Source organism: Aquirufa sp. A-Brett2-W8 (assembly GCF_054558755.1).
On sequence record NZ_JBPXKS010000004.1, the window covers coordinates 149,072 to 164,597 of the forward strand.

Annotated in this window: 12 protein-coding genes; 5 read left to right on the forward strand and 7 right to left on the reverse strand. The window is 44.0% G+C overall.

Going from position 1 to position 15,526, the window contains the following annotated elements:
- Positions 1-430: 430 nt before the first annotated feature.
- Positions 431-1,534, reverse strand: a complete 1,104-nt coding sequence (locus tag ACST13_RS04245) for a glycerate kinase (protein WP_459521982.1) — start codon at positions 1,532-1,534, stop codon at positions 431-433.
- 61 nt (positions 1,535-1,595) lie between these two features.
- Here ACST13_RS04245 and ACST13_RS04250 point away from each other — a divergent pair, with 61 nt between their 5' ends.
- A complete protein-coding gene (locus tag ACST13_RS04250; RefSeq protein ID WP_459521983.1) occupies positions 1,596-1,964 on the forward strand; it encodes a hypothetical protein in 369 nt (122 codons plus the stop codon).
- A 28-nt stretch (positions 1,965-1,992) separates the two neighbouring features.
- Here the strand turns inward: ACST13_RS04250 and ACST13_RS04255 are convergent, their stop codons facing one another.
- The 5 genes from ACST13_RS04255 to ACST13_RS04275 all read right to left on the reverse strand — a co-directional run bounded on the left by ACST13_RS04255 (position 1,993) and on the right by ACST13_RS04275 (position 10,419).
- Entirely contained in the window at positions 1,993-3,237 is a 1,245-nt protein-coding gene (locus tag ACST13_RS04255) for a serine hydrolase domain-containing protein (protein ID WP_459521984.1), read from the reverse strand.
- Positions 3,234-4,049: a sterol desaturase family protein gene (locus ACST13_RS04260; protein ID WP_459521985.1), complete on the reverse strand. Its 816-nt coding sequence runs from the start codon at positions 4,047-4,049 to the stop codon at positions 3,234-3,236. The genes ACST13_RS04255 and ACST13_RS04260 overlap by 4 nt, the downstream gene beginning before the upstream one ends.
- A complete protein-coding gene (locus tag ACST13_RS04265) occupies positions 4,046-6,778 on the reverse strand; it encodes an invasin domain 3-containing protein (protein WP_459521986.1) in 2,733 nt (910 codons plus the stop codon). The genes ACST13_RS04260 and ACST13_RS04265 overlap by 4 nt, the downstream gene beginning before the upstream one ends.
- Positions 6,779-6,974: 196 nt before the next feature.
- A complete protein-coding gene (locus tag ACST13_RS04270; protein WP_459521987.1) occupies positions 6,975-8,132 on the reverse strand; it encodes an OmpA family protein in 1,158 nt (385 codons plus the stop codon).
- Positions 8,133-8,136: 4 nt separating this feature from the next.
- On the reverse strand, positions 8,137-10,419 hold the full coding sequence (locus ACST13_RS04275) for an O-antigen ligase family protein (RefSeq protein ID WP_459521988.1): 2,283 nt from the start codon (positions 10,417-10,419) through the stop codon (positions 8,137-8,139).
- A 469-nt stretch (positions 10,420-10,888) separates the two neighbouring features.
- On the opposite strand from ACST13_RS04275, the gene ACST13_RS04280 reads away from it, so the two are divergent.
- The 4 genes from ACST13_RS04280 to ACST13_RS04295 all read left to right on the forward strand — a co-directional run bounded on the left by ACST13_RS04280 (position 10,889) and on the right by ACST13_RS04295 (position 14,043).
- A complete protein-coding gene (locus tag ACST13_RS04280; RefSeq protein WP_459521989.1) occupies positions 10,889-11,926 on the forward strand; it encodes a hypothetical protein in 1,038 nt (345 codons plus the stop codon).
- Positions 11,927-12,005: 79 nt separating this feature from the next.
- Complete coding sequence (locus ACST13_RS04285; protein WP_459521990.1) at positions 12,006-13,340, forward strand: YHYH protein; 1,335 nt, start codon at positions 12,006-12,008, stop codon at positions 13,338-13,340.
- Complete coding sequence (locus ACST13_RS04290; protein ID WP_459521991.1) at positions 13,303-13,512, forward strand: asparaginase domain-containing protein; 210 nt, start codon at positions 13,303-13,305, stop codon at positions 13,510-13,512. The genes ACST13_RS04285 and ACST13_RS04290 overlap by 38 nt, the downstream gene beginning before the upstream one ends.
- A 30-nt stretch (positions 13,513-13,542) precedes the next feature.
- Positions 13,543-14,043 (forward strand): heme-binding domain-containing protein, encoded by a 501-nt coding sequence (locus tag ACST13_RS04295; protein ID WP_459521992.1) that lies wholly within the window; start codon positions 13,543-13,545, stop codon positions 14,041-14,043.
- 328 nt (positions 14,044-14,371) lie between these two features.
- Here ACST13_RS04295 and ACST13_RS04300 read toward each other — a convergent pair whose 3' ends face one another.
- Entirely contained in the window at positions 14,372-15,418 is a 1,047-nt protein-coding gene (locus ACST13_RS04300) for an NAD(P)-dependent alcohol dehydrogenase (RefSeq protein ID WP_459521993.1), read from the reverse strand.
- Positions 15,419-15,526: the final 108 nt, after the last annotated feature.

Consider the following 15,526-nt stretch of genomic DNA (forward strand, 5'->3'; position numbering starts at 1 on the left):
CCCATTTACGTTGTTTCTCCAAAAACAATCCTACATTTACCTCGGCCTAAGCGATCGATTAGGCACGCCTGTTCCTCCCAACATACTTTTTATTAATCTTATTTATTGCGATTTTTTCGCAACAAGTGAATGGTGAACCAGTACATCCTGTTTCTATGAATCCATCGGATGTGTTACTATTTCTACATTTAAATGTACTTCAAACGACTAATATGAACCTAATATCCCCTTTAAATTCAATATTATTTAGAATAATAATTGGAGCAATTATACTACTTTACATCATTCTACTTGGTAGAATAATTAGACAAATTAGTATTAATAGCCCATTTTCGCACTTACAAAAAATAGTATTAGCACTCATTGTTATACTCTTTCCAATTATTGGACCCGTATTATATTATTCGATTCTGAGAAAAAAATATTGCGCCTAGTTCAAATACTTTAACGCAATTTCCTCCCCGATCTGCTCTAATATCTCTGCGGCATGCGAGATGGAATCATCGGAGTCCTTAGCACGAGAGGAGATCGTAAATACGTCATTTTCATCCAGGAAAATGGGGAAGTTTGAAGAGCTTTCGAAGGCTCCGGAGACTAGAATCGTTTGTTTGAATACCTTGTCGCAGCGTTTGATGACTTCTGAAACAACTTTGCCACCCCAAGTGGAGGAGTCAATCTTACCTTCGCCAGTGATAATAAAGTCTGCCTTTAAAAGGGCACGGTTGAAGTGAACTTTATCCATCACCCAGCTAGAACCTGAGACAAGTTGTGCATTTAAGAAGTAGCGCGCGCCAGCTCCAAGGCCGCCAGCAGCGCCGGCACCTGCTTCAGAGGCAATAGAACCGAAGAATGTAGCTATATTATTTAGACCTTTATCTAATTGTTTAATTACTGTCGCGCTTGCTCCTTTTTGAGCTGCAAAAACGTGGGCTGCCCCCGAGGGACCGGCTAAGGAATTCGTCACATCCGTGACTACGGTGAAGATGCAGGCTTCCGCGAGCGCGGGTGCTGAAATAGACAAGATATGAATCAAATTTTCCCCAATTGCATCCAGCGGTATGTCTTTTGCGTCTAAAAATTTCCAGCCTAAAGCTGCCGCCATCCCGATTCCTGCATCGTTGGTGGCAGAGCCACCGATGGTAAGGATGATTTGAGTGGCGCCGCGAGCGAGAGCGTCCGCAATAAATACACCAGTCCCGAAAGTGCTGGTTTTTAAAGGCTTTCGTTCTTTTATAGTTAATAAGGCGAGGCCTGAGGCACGTGCCATTTCGATATAGGCCGTTTTTTGATCGGCTAAATACAAATAATCGGCTTGAATGGGACGCAGTAAGGGATCAAATGTGTCAACCGTAATCCAGGCGCCTCCGTGTAATTGTTGAATGACTTCGAGCGTTCCTTCGCCGCCGTCCGCGAGGGGCATTTTAGTGAAACTCGTTTTCGGGCGACGCTTTTTTATGCCCTTTTCTAAGGCTTCACATACTTGTGAGGCGGATAGAGATCCTTTGAATTTATCAGGCGAGATTAATACGTGCACGGCGATGGATTTATGTCGCAATTTACCGACAATTCCTTAAATTTAAAGCATGAGAATATTGATGAACCTTTGCCTAGTACTTTTTCTTTTCAGCGCGTGCACGAATCAACCTGATTTGACGGGTTTAGACCTAGAAGGATTTAAAATGGATCGCAGTGGATGCAATGGAACAAGAGAAAAGCAAATCGACTGGTTGAAGACGCATAAAATGACTTGGAAGGGGGTGAGATCAAATGATTTGGAAGATATACTAGGTAAGCCAGATATTCAACAATTAGCGGATCGCAACCAAGAGTATTATGTATATTTTTTGGAAAAAGGTCCTCATTGTGAAGCCATTAAAAATCCGTCAAAAGCACGCACCATGGCATTCCGCTTCAGCGCGATGGGCTTAACCACCGAGATTACGTTTCAACAAGGATTGCCTTGATGTTAAAAAAAATTCCAACTAGTGGAGTTTATTTCATTGCTCCGTAGATAATGTTCTCGATTTTCTCTTGGTAATCCCCATGCGAGTTAGGCGTGTGTTGTGACATAATCAAGACGATCATCTTCTCTTTCGGATCTGCCCAATAGGTCGTGCCATAGTAGCCGCCCCAAGAGAAGGATCCTTTATTACGCATTGTACGATTCGCAGACTTTTCGCCCGCTAACATAAATCCTAAACCAAAGGAATCATCGCCTAAAGAGAAGTTCGGGCCGATCATTAATTCGGCAGTGCGACGGCCGATGATCTGTTTTCCATTGTATTTACCACCATTTAAGATGCATTGCAAGAAGATCGCATAGTCGAATGCGGTGGACGAAAGTCCTGCGCCGCCGGAGAAGAAAGTCTTCTTGAATAAAGGATAGTTCGGGTTAATGCCGCGGAAGGTAGGTGACCAGGTGATGATTTTGTTCTGCTCATTTTCCGTATAAACCGTAGGCAAGCGAGATCCTTTATCCGCTGGCAAATTGAAATACGTGTCTTTCATTCCCAGTGGAATGAAGACGTGATTCGTTAAGTAGGCTTCCAAAGTTTCACCGCTAATCACCTCAATCAAACAGCCCAATACGTCGGTGTTCAATCCGTAAGTGAATTTATCCCCTGGATTATGGATTAATGGCAGCGCCCCTAATTTCGTGATTGCCTGTAATAAAGTGACACCGTTGTCACCTAAGCCAGATGGAATGCCTGCTTTGGCATAGATGGCCATCATCTTATCCGATCCTATTCCTGCGTAGTCGATTCCCGAGGAATGAGTCAATAAATCCCGGAATGTGATTTCGCGCTTAGCTGGCGATGAAGTATATGTCGTGTCCGACGCGTTGAAATCTTTTAAAACGCGAGTGGATTTGAAGCTAGGGATGAAGTCTGAGATGGGTTGATCTAGGCGTAATTTCCCTTGTTCGAAAAGCTGCAAAATACCTAGGCTAGTTAAGGCTTTCGTCTGTGACATAATGCGGAAAATCGCATCCGCTGGCATCGGTTTTTTAGTTGCCAAATCCGCATAGCCATGCCCCTTATAATGAACTAATTGATTATTCTTTACTACTAAAGTTACCGCTCCTACCAGGTGGTTTTTCTCCACATAGGATTTCAATAAGGCGTCTATGCCTTCTAACTTTTTTAGATCGAAATCAGCCGTGGGTTGCACCACAGGGGATAAAACTTGCGCCGCTAGTGATAGCGGGAGTAAAAAGAGAATCAGCAAGTTTTTCATTCGTCAGTTTTGATTTTTTGGTTAAATGGTAAGTTTAATTGGTAAGCAAATGATTGGTCTTTGTCGTTTTCTAACACGTCTAAACCATATTTGATTTGTTCGATAGGGGTAGCGTCGTAGGTTCTGAATAGTCGATCCCAAAAGGCGAAAATATTACCGTAATTCGAGTCCGTCTGAGGGCGTTCGAAGTGGTGGTGCACTTTGTGCATGTTAGGGGAGATGATGACATAGGAAAGCGCATTGTCTAACCAAAGCGGCAGGCGAATGTTAGCGTGATTGAACTGGGAAAGTACGACGCTGAGGCTTTGGTACAAAAAAACAATCCACATCGGTGCTCCACAAACTAAAATCGCTAAAATCGCGAAGACCGCACGGATCACACTTTCGCCCGGATGGTGGCGATTCGCCGTGGTCGTGTCCACCTGCGTATCTGCGTGATGCACCATGTGGAACTTCCAAAGCACCTTAATCTTGTGTTCGATCAAATGCACTAAATAGGCTCCCACCAGATCCATCAGCAATAATCCCACGATTAAAAAAGCCCAGCTAGGCATCTCGAACCAGTGTAAAATTCCAAAATGAGCCTCCGCCGTCCAGTCGCTTGCCGCTACTAAAAGAACCGCAAAGGGGAAGTTAATCGCAATAGTCGTGAAGGTTAAAAATAAGTTCAGCTTCGCGTGCTGCCACTTATTCCCCTTAAAATTCAAGAGGGGAATACCCGTTTCAATTAACCAAAAAAGCGTAATTCCTCCCGCTAATATCAATGCGCGATGTGCACTGGGGATGGTAGCAAAATAGGATTCAATCATCATTTTTTAACGTTACGTAAGACATAAACAAAGTTTTTCACTGTCGGCCTTTTGTCATAAAAGTCCAAAATATAGTAATAAGTTCCGTCCGGGACTTGTCCCGTCTTCTCAAACAACTCAGTGCCCTTAGATGTTTCGCCACCCCAATTGTTTTGGTAATTTTCCGTCTCATACACCAGACTTCCGATGCGATCGAAGATTGAAATATGGTTTGGAATCGGTTTCGCTAATAGTCCTTCAAAGACGAGAACATCATTTTTCCCATCCCCATTAGGCGAAATACCTTGTGGCTCGAAGAACGGACACGGATCCGGATCAAGGCGATTTTCGATACCATCTCCATCACAATCTGGTTTGTATTTCAGGGGATTTTCTTCATCCTCATCGTAGATTCCATCGCCATCCGTATCTAAAGTCCCGGCAGACAAAACCGTCACCGTAAGAGATGTCGTGCTATTACAACCCGTATTATTCGTTCCCTTAATCGAATAAGTCGTGGTTTTTAACGGGTTCGCCGTGACAACTGCTTTGTCCACCGCCGAAAGTCCATAACGTGGCGACCAAGCGTAGCGGTCAGCTCCGGAAGCTGTGATGACGATACTAGACCAGCGAACGACTTGCGCAGGATTAGGCACAAAGGTCAACACGGGAATCGGGTTAATGACTATAACGGTCCCAGAACTGTAGGCCGTCCCACATACCGGCTGCGTGATGACCGCTCGGAAGTATTTCGTGTTAGGTAAATTCGTGGCGGTATAGCTCGAATCTTTGTTTGCGATGTCCGCAACTCCCACTAAGAAATCTGGGGTATCTGCCGATTGCCATTTTGCAATCGTTCCAATATGCCCGCTGAGCTTCATCAATTGACTATTCTTATCCCCACAAAAAGTGCCGGTTCCTGTTAATTTCCCCCCCGCAATTTCTTCCGTTCGAATCGCAACGGAATTAGTAAACTCTAAACTATCCAGCGAGGATCTAGCCCCTCGGCGGTAATAATAAATCGTTTTCGAGAGTGGGGGCAAATAGGTTTTCGCCGTTGCGCCGGGTATTTGGGTGAAACTGATGTTATCTGTACTTTGTTGCCAAATATACGTGATAGGCCTAGGTACTCCATAGGCGTCTATTTTAGACGTTAAAAGGGTTGGTTTCGCCGGATAACAGAGTGCTTGATCAGATTCAATTTCTCCAGGCCAAAGGTAGGGCAAAATAGTCACCGAATCTTTTTGAACCGCATTCGCCCCGTTAATCGTGAAGCTAATAATCGCCGTTCCAGCCGTAATTCCACCTGTTAAAATGGCGGTATAGGTTCCATTATTATTGTTGACTACCGCAGAAACCGTTCCTAAAGTCGAGGAAATCGTCACTGAACCTCCGTTTCCGGTTAAATTATTGCCTTTGGCATCTTTCAATTGGACAAAAATGGTGGAATAATCCGTCCCGTTTGCCCTGATAATTTTAGGGCTGGCGTTAATGGTGGAAGTGGTCGTGTCAGAGACGTTAGGCACGGAGCCGCAGAGGTCGATGGTGGGAGTTTGGTCGCAGTTAAAGATGGGTTCTTTCGCATCGAAAGAGGTTCCATCTCCCATACTACCATTAATGCGGTGTCCTACATAACAGAATTTCGAACTTCCTTCTTTTACGTAGAGGAGGGTGTGCCCGCCCATTTCGGCAAAAAGAGCTTTATCGGTTCCTTGGATAAATCCGCCGGCGAGGCCGGGATCATAGGAGGCGTTTTCAATGGGTCTGCCTAACATATTGCGGGCATTATAGCCCCACGAATAAAAATCCCCCACCTTTGTAATGGCCGCTGCCGCTGGAACCGAATTACTATGCTCTTGTACCGTCACGAAAATGACGTCCGTTAGAAAATCGTTAGCGGCGGCTGATTTTTTGGCCTGAACCCAATTCAAATGCACCAAATCTCGCGTGAAAGCGCCACACTGGTAATTTTTATTATCCCCCATCGCATAGAGATTTCCAGAATTGCTCAAGACATAATAGGTATTATACGTACTCCCACTCACGACTCCCCCCGTTACCCCTATCATGCGAATTCCCTTCGTTTTCACATCATCCGGTAGGGTCATCTCTGTCGCATATGACCGATAAGCTACGCCTGAACCATCGCCTAAAAAAGTGGATTTGCCCCAAGTATACAATTTACCGTCATTGGTTTCAGCTATCAAGGCGTTGATGTTGGTATTTCCGACCTGTCCACGCACCGCTTTGACCCCCGTTAAATAGGTGGTCGCATCAATTTTTACCCGCTGCCATACATTAGATCCTGCCGTTCCTTGTACCGCCCCAACTCCATCCAATGCCCCCGATATATAACCTAATACATAGACATCCCCCGATTTGCTTAATAATATCAGGGTTCTGTACATCGCGAAAAGCATTTTAACATCAGAAGGCTCTAAACCAATAGGTAAACCAATGGGAGAAGATCCTGCAGGAGGAGTTATTTGAGCAACTCCAGGGGAAGTGGTGAGCGTAGGGCTGAAAAGAGAGCCTACGGCACCCCAAGCAAATAAACCTGTCGAGGTCAAGACCACCGCTTGGTCAATAGACGTTCCCGTGTAAGAGCCTCCAATACCTGCTTTATAAATGGTTCCAGTAAGAGATGAATAATTAGACGTACTAATCTCTAATGGCGTCACCTGCCCATTTAGACCGGTAGGGGTCATATTCGCACCCCAGATGGAATATTCCCCTGTACTCTTGATTGCCACGGAAGCGTGATAACCACTTATAATCTTATCGTAGGGATCATTTACGTTACATTGCGCCGTAGAAGTGTGGGCGACACAAAAAAATAGGATCATCCAGCCCCATACCCTAAAGTAAAAGTTTGTGCTAGATGACCCCATATAATAATTTCAAATTAGATTTTAGAACCTAAATATAGGCTTAAAATATTGAAATTTATTATTTGATGATTCTAATTTCAATGCGGCGGTTTAAGGTCATGCCTGCCTTCGTATCATTCGATGCCGCTGGCTTATCTTCTCCATACGCATTCACTTGTAAGCGTGACGCTGCGATTCCGCTTTTAACTAAGAAATTCGCTGCCCCTTGTGCTCTAAAGCGAGACGCCTTTAAATTATTCTTCGAGGTACCGTAAGCATCAGAGTGCCCATCGATGCGTACATTAATATCAGGACGAGCTGTTAACGCAGATGCCACAACTGTTAACTTAGCAGTAGATTCCGCTGTTAATTCCCACTTGTTATTCATGTATAAAATCGTAGTCTCTGCCATCGCTTCTTGGTCTGCTTTCAACTGAGCTGCTGCTTTTGCCTCTGCTTCCGCCTTCGCCATTGCGTCCGCTTTTGCTTTTGCTTCTGCCTCCGCTTTCGCCATAGCGTCTGCCTTTTCTTTTGCATCGGCTACCGCTTTCTTATCTGCAGCGATTTTAGCCAAACGATCTTGTTCCGCTGCTTCCGCTGCGGCTTTAGCTGCAGCTTCTTCGCGTGCCTTCGCGGCCTCCTCATCCATTTTCTTCTTCGCCGCTTTCCAACCGAAATGGTATACTAAACCGAAAGAAGTGCTATTATTTGATCCACGTACCGAGGCAATTTTCACGCCAGCTTCCGTCGATTGAGCCATAGGAACAGCTAAGTTCGTTTGCGCTACGAAAGAGAAATCTCTCGATAATTTGATGTCAATTCCTAAACCTCCTATAGCGCTTAACTCATACGCATTACCCAGGAAACCTTCGTCGCGGCGGGCAAAAGCGTCTGCTCCGATTTGGAAGAATGGTTTTAATACCGAAGTCTTTTTACGTTCGAAAAAGAAATAGCGCATGTTAGCGCCTAAAGAGATGAATTTGTTGTTCCAAGCACCTGGGCTAAAGAAATCCCCTTGAAAACCAGCTAGTGAGGTATATACGATATCCATGTTAGCCGATTTACGCTTGGTAAATTGCAAACCCAAATTTTTGTATTTATTAAATTCGTCTTTACCCGTTCTTCTATTATTCGTCCATAAATCGGACGGGCCGCCTAAGATGGCGATAGATTTATCATTTTCTTGTGCTGCGACTGTTCCGCTTAAGAACAATAGACCTAGTAATATTCTTTTCATATTATTATTTACAATATTGTGAAATCGCCGTGCTCGCATCCGGATAAGCTTTTGCCTTAGAACGGGCGAAACTGGCACATGCCTCCGCTTTCTTTCCTGTAGATAGCTGAGACATGCCTGCAAAGTAAGCTGATTTTCCTGAATTATTGCCTGGGTGTTGTTCGGATTTGGCAAAATAGAACAAACTTTCTGCAAATCGCTTACCCGCATAATAGCAGATTCCGACATTTTCTAAGTGGGAGAAATTACCCGGATCGAGTGCGGTTAATTCTTTGTAAACGGCTGCTGCTTGCACATATTTCCCTTTCACAAAGAGGTTATTCCCTTTCGCCGTCAATCCTTTTAAATCTTGGCTTCCCCCTCGCAACATATTTCGAGTCGGGTTCAAAATCGCCGTATCTGCTGGGAATCTTTTCAACGTCTTTTCTAATTGCGCTAGCATCGTTTTATCCGCCCCTTGCTTCACCTCAAACATCCCTAGCAGGTATTGATTCCAAGTCAGTGCGATGTCATTATGGGCGTCCAAAGAAACCTGCAATGCACGCTTAATCTCATTCGTATCCTTCAACTTAGCCGACGTAAAAATGATATTCTTATAATAACTGGACGCCCGAGGCCACGCGTCAAATGCGCGTTTCGCATAGAAATGAGCTGAGTCCATTTTATTCAAAGAAGCATAAATCGAAGTCCGCAAAAAGTCATTATAATGCAAGAACGGATTGTCGTTTTCGCTTTCCTTTAATATGCGAAGTGCATCGTCAAAACGTTTATCGCGGATATAATAGCGCGCCATCATCGCCTTCATAGGCAAGGTGGACGAGGAAAGGTTCGGAATATCTGGCAGTTTTTCTACATCGATGGTGGCCATCTTAGGATCAGCGTTTACTTCGCCCATGACGAATTTTTGGATCTTCAAAGACTCGAACGTTTCATTCGCGATATAGATGGAAGGTGCTAATAAGGCGACGCCTATGACAAGGTAGGCGATGGGTAAGCCGCGGAGGTTAAAGGAGGTTTTTTCCAAAGGAATTAACACCAACGCTGCCGCCAGCGACAGCATCGTCTGCATCGCCGTGCGTTCTGCGGGGAAGTTTAGTAGCGCATCCACGCCATAACAGGTAACGGCCAGGAAAGCGATGATGACCATCAGTTCGTCGCCACGTTTTTGGTTTAAAAACTGTACCGTATAATAGAGCAAGAGCAGGAACAATCCTGCGAAACAAAGTCCACCGATAATCCCTAAATCCGCAAACATCTCCAGAAAATCATTGTGCGCATGGTAAGGCACAAACAACTCGTTTGCTACTTCGCGCTCGTAGGGAATGGAGGCTAATTTCCAGTTGCCGTAACCGGCTCCTAGAAGGGGATTGTGTGACGCGTAATCTATGGCGGTTCCCCAGAGGTGAATCCTTGAGTTCTGCTCGCTGGCAATATTGATGTCGCCGATACGCTTGGTTACGGTTCCATAACCGGTCTCCGTTTCTTGCCCCGCTACAGCCAGTTGCAAACGTGTATTCGCCGCGAAAATCGCTAGGACTGCCGGTAATAAAACGAACAATAACGCCGGTTTTAAAGCCGCTCTATGTTTCCAAATAAGTCCGGTGAAAAACAACACTATGATCAAAGCAAAACCCACATAAGTGGAACGCGTGTTCATTAAAAAGAGCGCAAATACCCCCATGCAAAGGGTGAAAATGCCGGCAATTTTGCCCAGCCATTTGGCAGACATAATCACATACATCGCAAACGGAATCAGAATCAAAAGCGACGCCGCGGTCACGTTCTTATTCCCATGGTATTTATTCAAACCTAGGATGGCCGCGTCCAAATTCATCGTGCGCAAATTCGCGCTAAAACCTTTGATCACATAAATAGAATCGAAAAATAAATAGGCGGTAATGCAATACGCTATCCCCGTAAAAAGAAAGGCACGGTCTTGGCTATAATACAGAATCGAGAGATTCAAAAAGACGAAATAAGTGGTGATCAATCGGGCCAAAGTCACCAGCGTCTCCGTGGGATTAATTGCATAGAAATACGAACCAATCGCCCAAAAAACTAACAGCGAAAACACCCATGTAAACTTGTAGGAAAGTACGTGTTTGATGGCCTCCTCGTATACTTTATACCGTAGCGCGATAAAGGCAACAATCGCTAAACTCAAAGAGCTCGAATACAACCACTGCGCACCCATCACGTCCGATCCCCCCATGTCTGGGATGAAGTAGACGGCTAGGTAGAGGACGCTGACTAAAATTGCGATGAAGGAGGATAGGGTAGGTTTCATGGTGCAATTTAATAATTCTATGAAAATAATTGATCTATTCATTTTCCACAAAATAAACAGGCATGACGCCTAGCCAATATTTGGAAAATTTGTCTTAATTTTAGTTCCATCACTGGAGCTAATGAAAAATCTCGTATTTGTACTTCTTCTATTATTCAGTTTTCTACTTAGGTCAGAAAATATCCACTTATCCTATTTAGGGGAATCGAATTTACATTATGCTAAACCATACCTGTATGTGATAGAAAAGGATCATTATAAAACCATCAAAATCCCTGAGCAGATAGTTTCTGAGCCTGTCTATTTTAAGTTTAGCGATTCCACATTTTATAAAAAATTTGCTTCACCGAGCTCATATCAACTTAGCGTTATTAATAATAAACTTTATTTAAGCCTAAATTTAGGAGGCCTAATTTACGAGATAAAGGGCAACGAAATAGTTCGAATTGACCATTCATTTGAACATAAAATGCAAATAAGCAGTCAACAATTTGTTTATGATAATCGTATTTTTCGTTTCGGTGGTTATGGCTTTTGGTCAGCCAGAAATTTCTTCACTTATTTCGATTTAAATTCCAAAGAATGGGAAAGTTATTCTCCCGTTCGGGGCGATAGAGTTCCGCCAGGAATGTTCGATGTAAACCAATTCATAAACGGCGATGATATCACCTATTTTAATGGCGTAGTAATTGATGCCTTTGATAACTTAAAATTTGATAGAAGTACGGAAATTTGGCATTTTAATTTACGGTCTAAAATTTGGGATTTTAAAGGTAAGGCTACCTTGTTTTTTGGGAATAATCCACAAAATTTTCAATACGATAATTACTATGTTGCCTTCACTGAGGAGCGAAGAATCATCAGGGTAAATTTTAACAATGATACCTATGAAGTATTTGAAAATCAGGCCATTTCATCCAAAATTTCCCCTCAACTCAAACCATTTGTAGAAAATGGAATCATCTATTATTTTGCCAATAACTACGCTAATGGCGAAATCGAATTAGTCTCCCTCCCTATCGATCAATTTTTAGGGAAATCAATCAAAAAGGCAGATTTTATTGAAAAAAATCTTTGGCTAGAATATTCACAAGTAATCATTGGGCTGATTGCGTCACTTATCCTGGTAATTGCCTTCTATTTTGGCATTAAATTCCGCCCTACTAAAGCTACCCATATCAAGGATAAAAATGGCGTTTTATATGTAGGAAAGGCGGCCATTAATTTTGAAGAAAATGAATTAAAAGTACTTCGCCACCTGTTAAAAAAGGACGACGTTCCTAACTCTGAGTTGCTCGAAATAGTCGAACAAAAAGGGGTGCACTTCTCCCACAATATCCGTGTTAAAAATGATGTTTTAAACCAGCTAAATTTAAAACTGAAAGCCATATTGCAGGTAGATACTAATTTCATTATTTTCAAGAAGTCTGATTCCGATTCTCGCCTGAAAGTGTATCGTTTGAACAAGCAGTATTTTAAGGTGAGTGAGGCGTTTTTGGGCGACTAAATTTGTCTGATGGTCGACTTCAGGATAACGGGTATTTCTCTTTTTTGCATATTTAGCGGTAGAACATCCTAAGACCGCCATGAAAAAGACCCTGCTTTTTTTACTGATATCTATATCGATTTTCGCGCACGAAGGTGGACATTTTGGCGGAAACGACGTGTTGCGTATTTGGCATTTAACTAATGGCTCTATCATCCGTGGCAACTTTTCATCCGCGACTTCCGACGTCTTGATTTTAGAACAATTTCAGGGGGCGAAAGTGCGCGTTCCCATCGCGGAATTAAGCGCGCAAGATCAGAAATTTGCAGCGGTAAAAATGGAACGCGGCTCGCAAATAAATGGCTACATCGACGTAGAAAAACCGGTTTCCTATTTGCCCTATTTTAATCTTTTAGCCCTCGCCTTTTTCGCGCTATTATTGATGGAGAAATTGCGCCTTCGTTTAGTCTTCAGAAGATTCGCTTATTCCTCTTTTTTGCTGGCTTTTGTTGCCTTAGCCTGTAAAACAGCTGCTGAAGTTACTCCAATAACTCCCTCTGCACCCGTTACGGCGATTCCTAAAACAACCGTTAGTTATTTAGACTCTGCCTTTGCTCCCTATAAACCAGCCTTAAGTACCACTTCTGACGCAACCTATTTCTATGTAAATTCGACCGGATTGCCGGCTCACAATATGATGGTTGGGATTACAGCATGGCAGCAGCAAGTGCCTATTCCTCAGCCTTATACGGGCACGAACCATTGGTCTATTCCACTGCAGCCCGTGTATGCGAGTACGCCTTTGAGCACGACAAATAATTTCATGAAAGGGGCAGTTGCTTTGGCGGTAAATGGTGTCCCTATTTTTAATGCACTAAATAACCGCGGGGAGGACTCTTTTGCCATAGGCGAGCTGGATCAATGGGGAGGCCACTGCGGTCGTGGAGATGACTACCATTACCATGCGGCGCCCTTACATTTATCGACTATATCTGGGTTGAAAGCGATTGCTTTTGCTTTGGATGGTTTTGCTGTTTTGGGGGCCAAAGAACCGGACGGAACCGCCATGCTAACCCTCGACACTAATCACGGCCACGAATGGAAAGGCAATTACCATTACCATGGAACTACGAATTATCCCTATGTCATCGGTGCCATGCGCGGAAAAGTTAGCTTAGATCCGGCCACTCCTGCGCCCGAAAACCAAATATTGCCGCAAGCCTTTTCGTCCTCCGTTAGACCCGCTCTAACACCTTTATCAGGCGCCACCATTACTGATTTTAGTGCGCCCACGAGCTCTAGCTATAATTTGACCTATAAAATTGGGTCAAAAACAGGGTCCGTAAATTATTCTTGGAACACATCTGGCCTATTTACGTTTAACTTTACAGACGTGAATGGCACACAAACAACCAGCACTTATCAACGAAAATAATATGATCCCCTATAAATTTGGCAGCTCAGATGGGATGTTTAATCTAGGAAGCTCTTTGGCCTTCCTCCAAATTCTAGAACCCGGAGTCTATATTTCGATGAATGGGAAGATATTTGCGACGAATAACGTCCGCAAGAACTTAGAAAAGGGTGAATTCGAGACAATTAATTGATACATTGCGTTTACAATAAAACTGTAAACCATGAAAAACAAAATCATTGCCGGATTAATCGTCGTATTAATCGCCATCCAATTCGTTCCTACAGAAAAAAATCTATCGAACGATAATACCTACGCCATAGAAACGAAGTACGAGGTTCCCGGAGACGTTAAAGTGCTGTTAGAGAACGCTTGTAACGACTGCCACTCGAATAAATCTACCTATCCATGGTATAGCAACGTGCAGCCGGTTGGTTTTTGGCTAGATCACCATGTGAATGATGGGAAAAAGCACTTGAACTTTGCTTCGTTTACGAAGATGCCGATTGCGGTTCAGAACCACAAATTAGAAGAGGTGGTGGAGCAGGTGGAAGAGGGCGAGATGCCGATGCCGTCCTATACGTATTTAGGCCTTCATAGTAATGCCAAATTATCAGAAGCAGATCGCGCGAAAATCATCAACTGGGCCAAGTCTTCCATGGCTATGTTGAAAGCTACGTATCCGGCAGATAGTTTGAAGATGAAGCCGAGACCACAGGGATAGTCACTTCGCTGCTGCGCCGCGGAGTCAAAGAGTCGCCTACGGCTTAGTCGTCACTTCGTGACTTTGTCGCGGCGAAGCCGCTTAGTCCGGAGCGCGAATACTCGTCTGTTGGCTCCAATGGCACTAAGTGTTGAAATAAGGACATAAAGTATAAAGTCGATTTTCAGGTGTTGACAGATGTTGTCAATACGCGAAAATCGACTTTGTAGTTTTACTTAAATTTTTCTCCTGCGGACTAAGTCACAAAGTGTCGACTAAATCGCGCAGCGATGACTAAGCAGCTCTGCTGCGACTAAGCGACGCAGTCGCGACTGTCGACAAGGTCGACCTACAGCGACGCCTTCATATCAATCACAAATCGATACTTCACATCCGACTTGATCACCCGCTCATAAGCCTCGTTGACATCTTTCATGTCGATCATTTCGACATCAGAAAGGATGTTGTGCGCGGCGCAGTAATCGAGCATTTCTTGAGTTTCGGCGATGCCGCCGATCATGGATCCGATGATGGAGCGTCTTTTGGAAATTAACGTAGCCGCACCGATTTGAGCTGCCTCTGGAGGAATGCCCACTAAAAGCATCTTGCCTTCCACGCTTAATAAGCCTAAAAACTTATCCAAATCATGGGGCGCCGCCACCGTATTCAGAATGAAATCAAACGAACCTTTTAAGGATTCCATCGTCGCCGGATCCGTAGATAAAGCGAAATGATGTGCACCCAGCGCCATCGCATCTTGCTCCTTCGAAGGTGAAGTACTTAGCATGGTTACTTCTGCGCCAAAAGAAGCAGCAAATTTCACCGCCATGTGGCCTAAACCACCCAAACCTAAAACAGCTACTTTGTGACCCTTGCCTACACCAGCATAGCGCAAAGGTGAATAAGTCGTGATTCCGGCACAAAGAAGGGGAGCAACGCGCTCCAGCTCTTTGGTAAATGGAATATGTAATGTATAGGCTTCATCGATGACATAAGTCGAAGAATATCCACCAAAAGTCTGCGTCACCCCATCGCGGTAATGGCCATTATACGTAGGCGTCATGCCCTCATCGCAGTATTGCTCCTGACCCTTATGGCAAGACGGGCAATCGCGGCAAGAGTCTACAAAAACTCCCACGCCGGCTAAATCGCCCACCTTAAATTTCGTCACATCGGCTCCCACCTCTGTAATGGTTCCCACGATCTCGTGACCAGGAACGATTGGATAAACAGATGGGCCCCACTCGGAACGAACCATGTGTATGTCTGAATGGCAAACGCCACAGTAAAGAATGTCGATTTTAACATCTTTTGGCCCTACATCGCGTCGCTCAAAATCAATCGGAGCCACCGGTGCCTGCGGATTCACCGCCCCATATCCATGTACTTTTATCATAGTTGTGTTTTATATTAGAAGGTAAAATTAGTCGATTAATACTCGCTTATCTACCACGGTTTAACCTTTTAATCACAAAATTGTTTTAGGCCAAAAGAAGGGGCATTT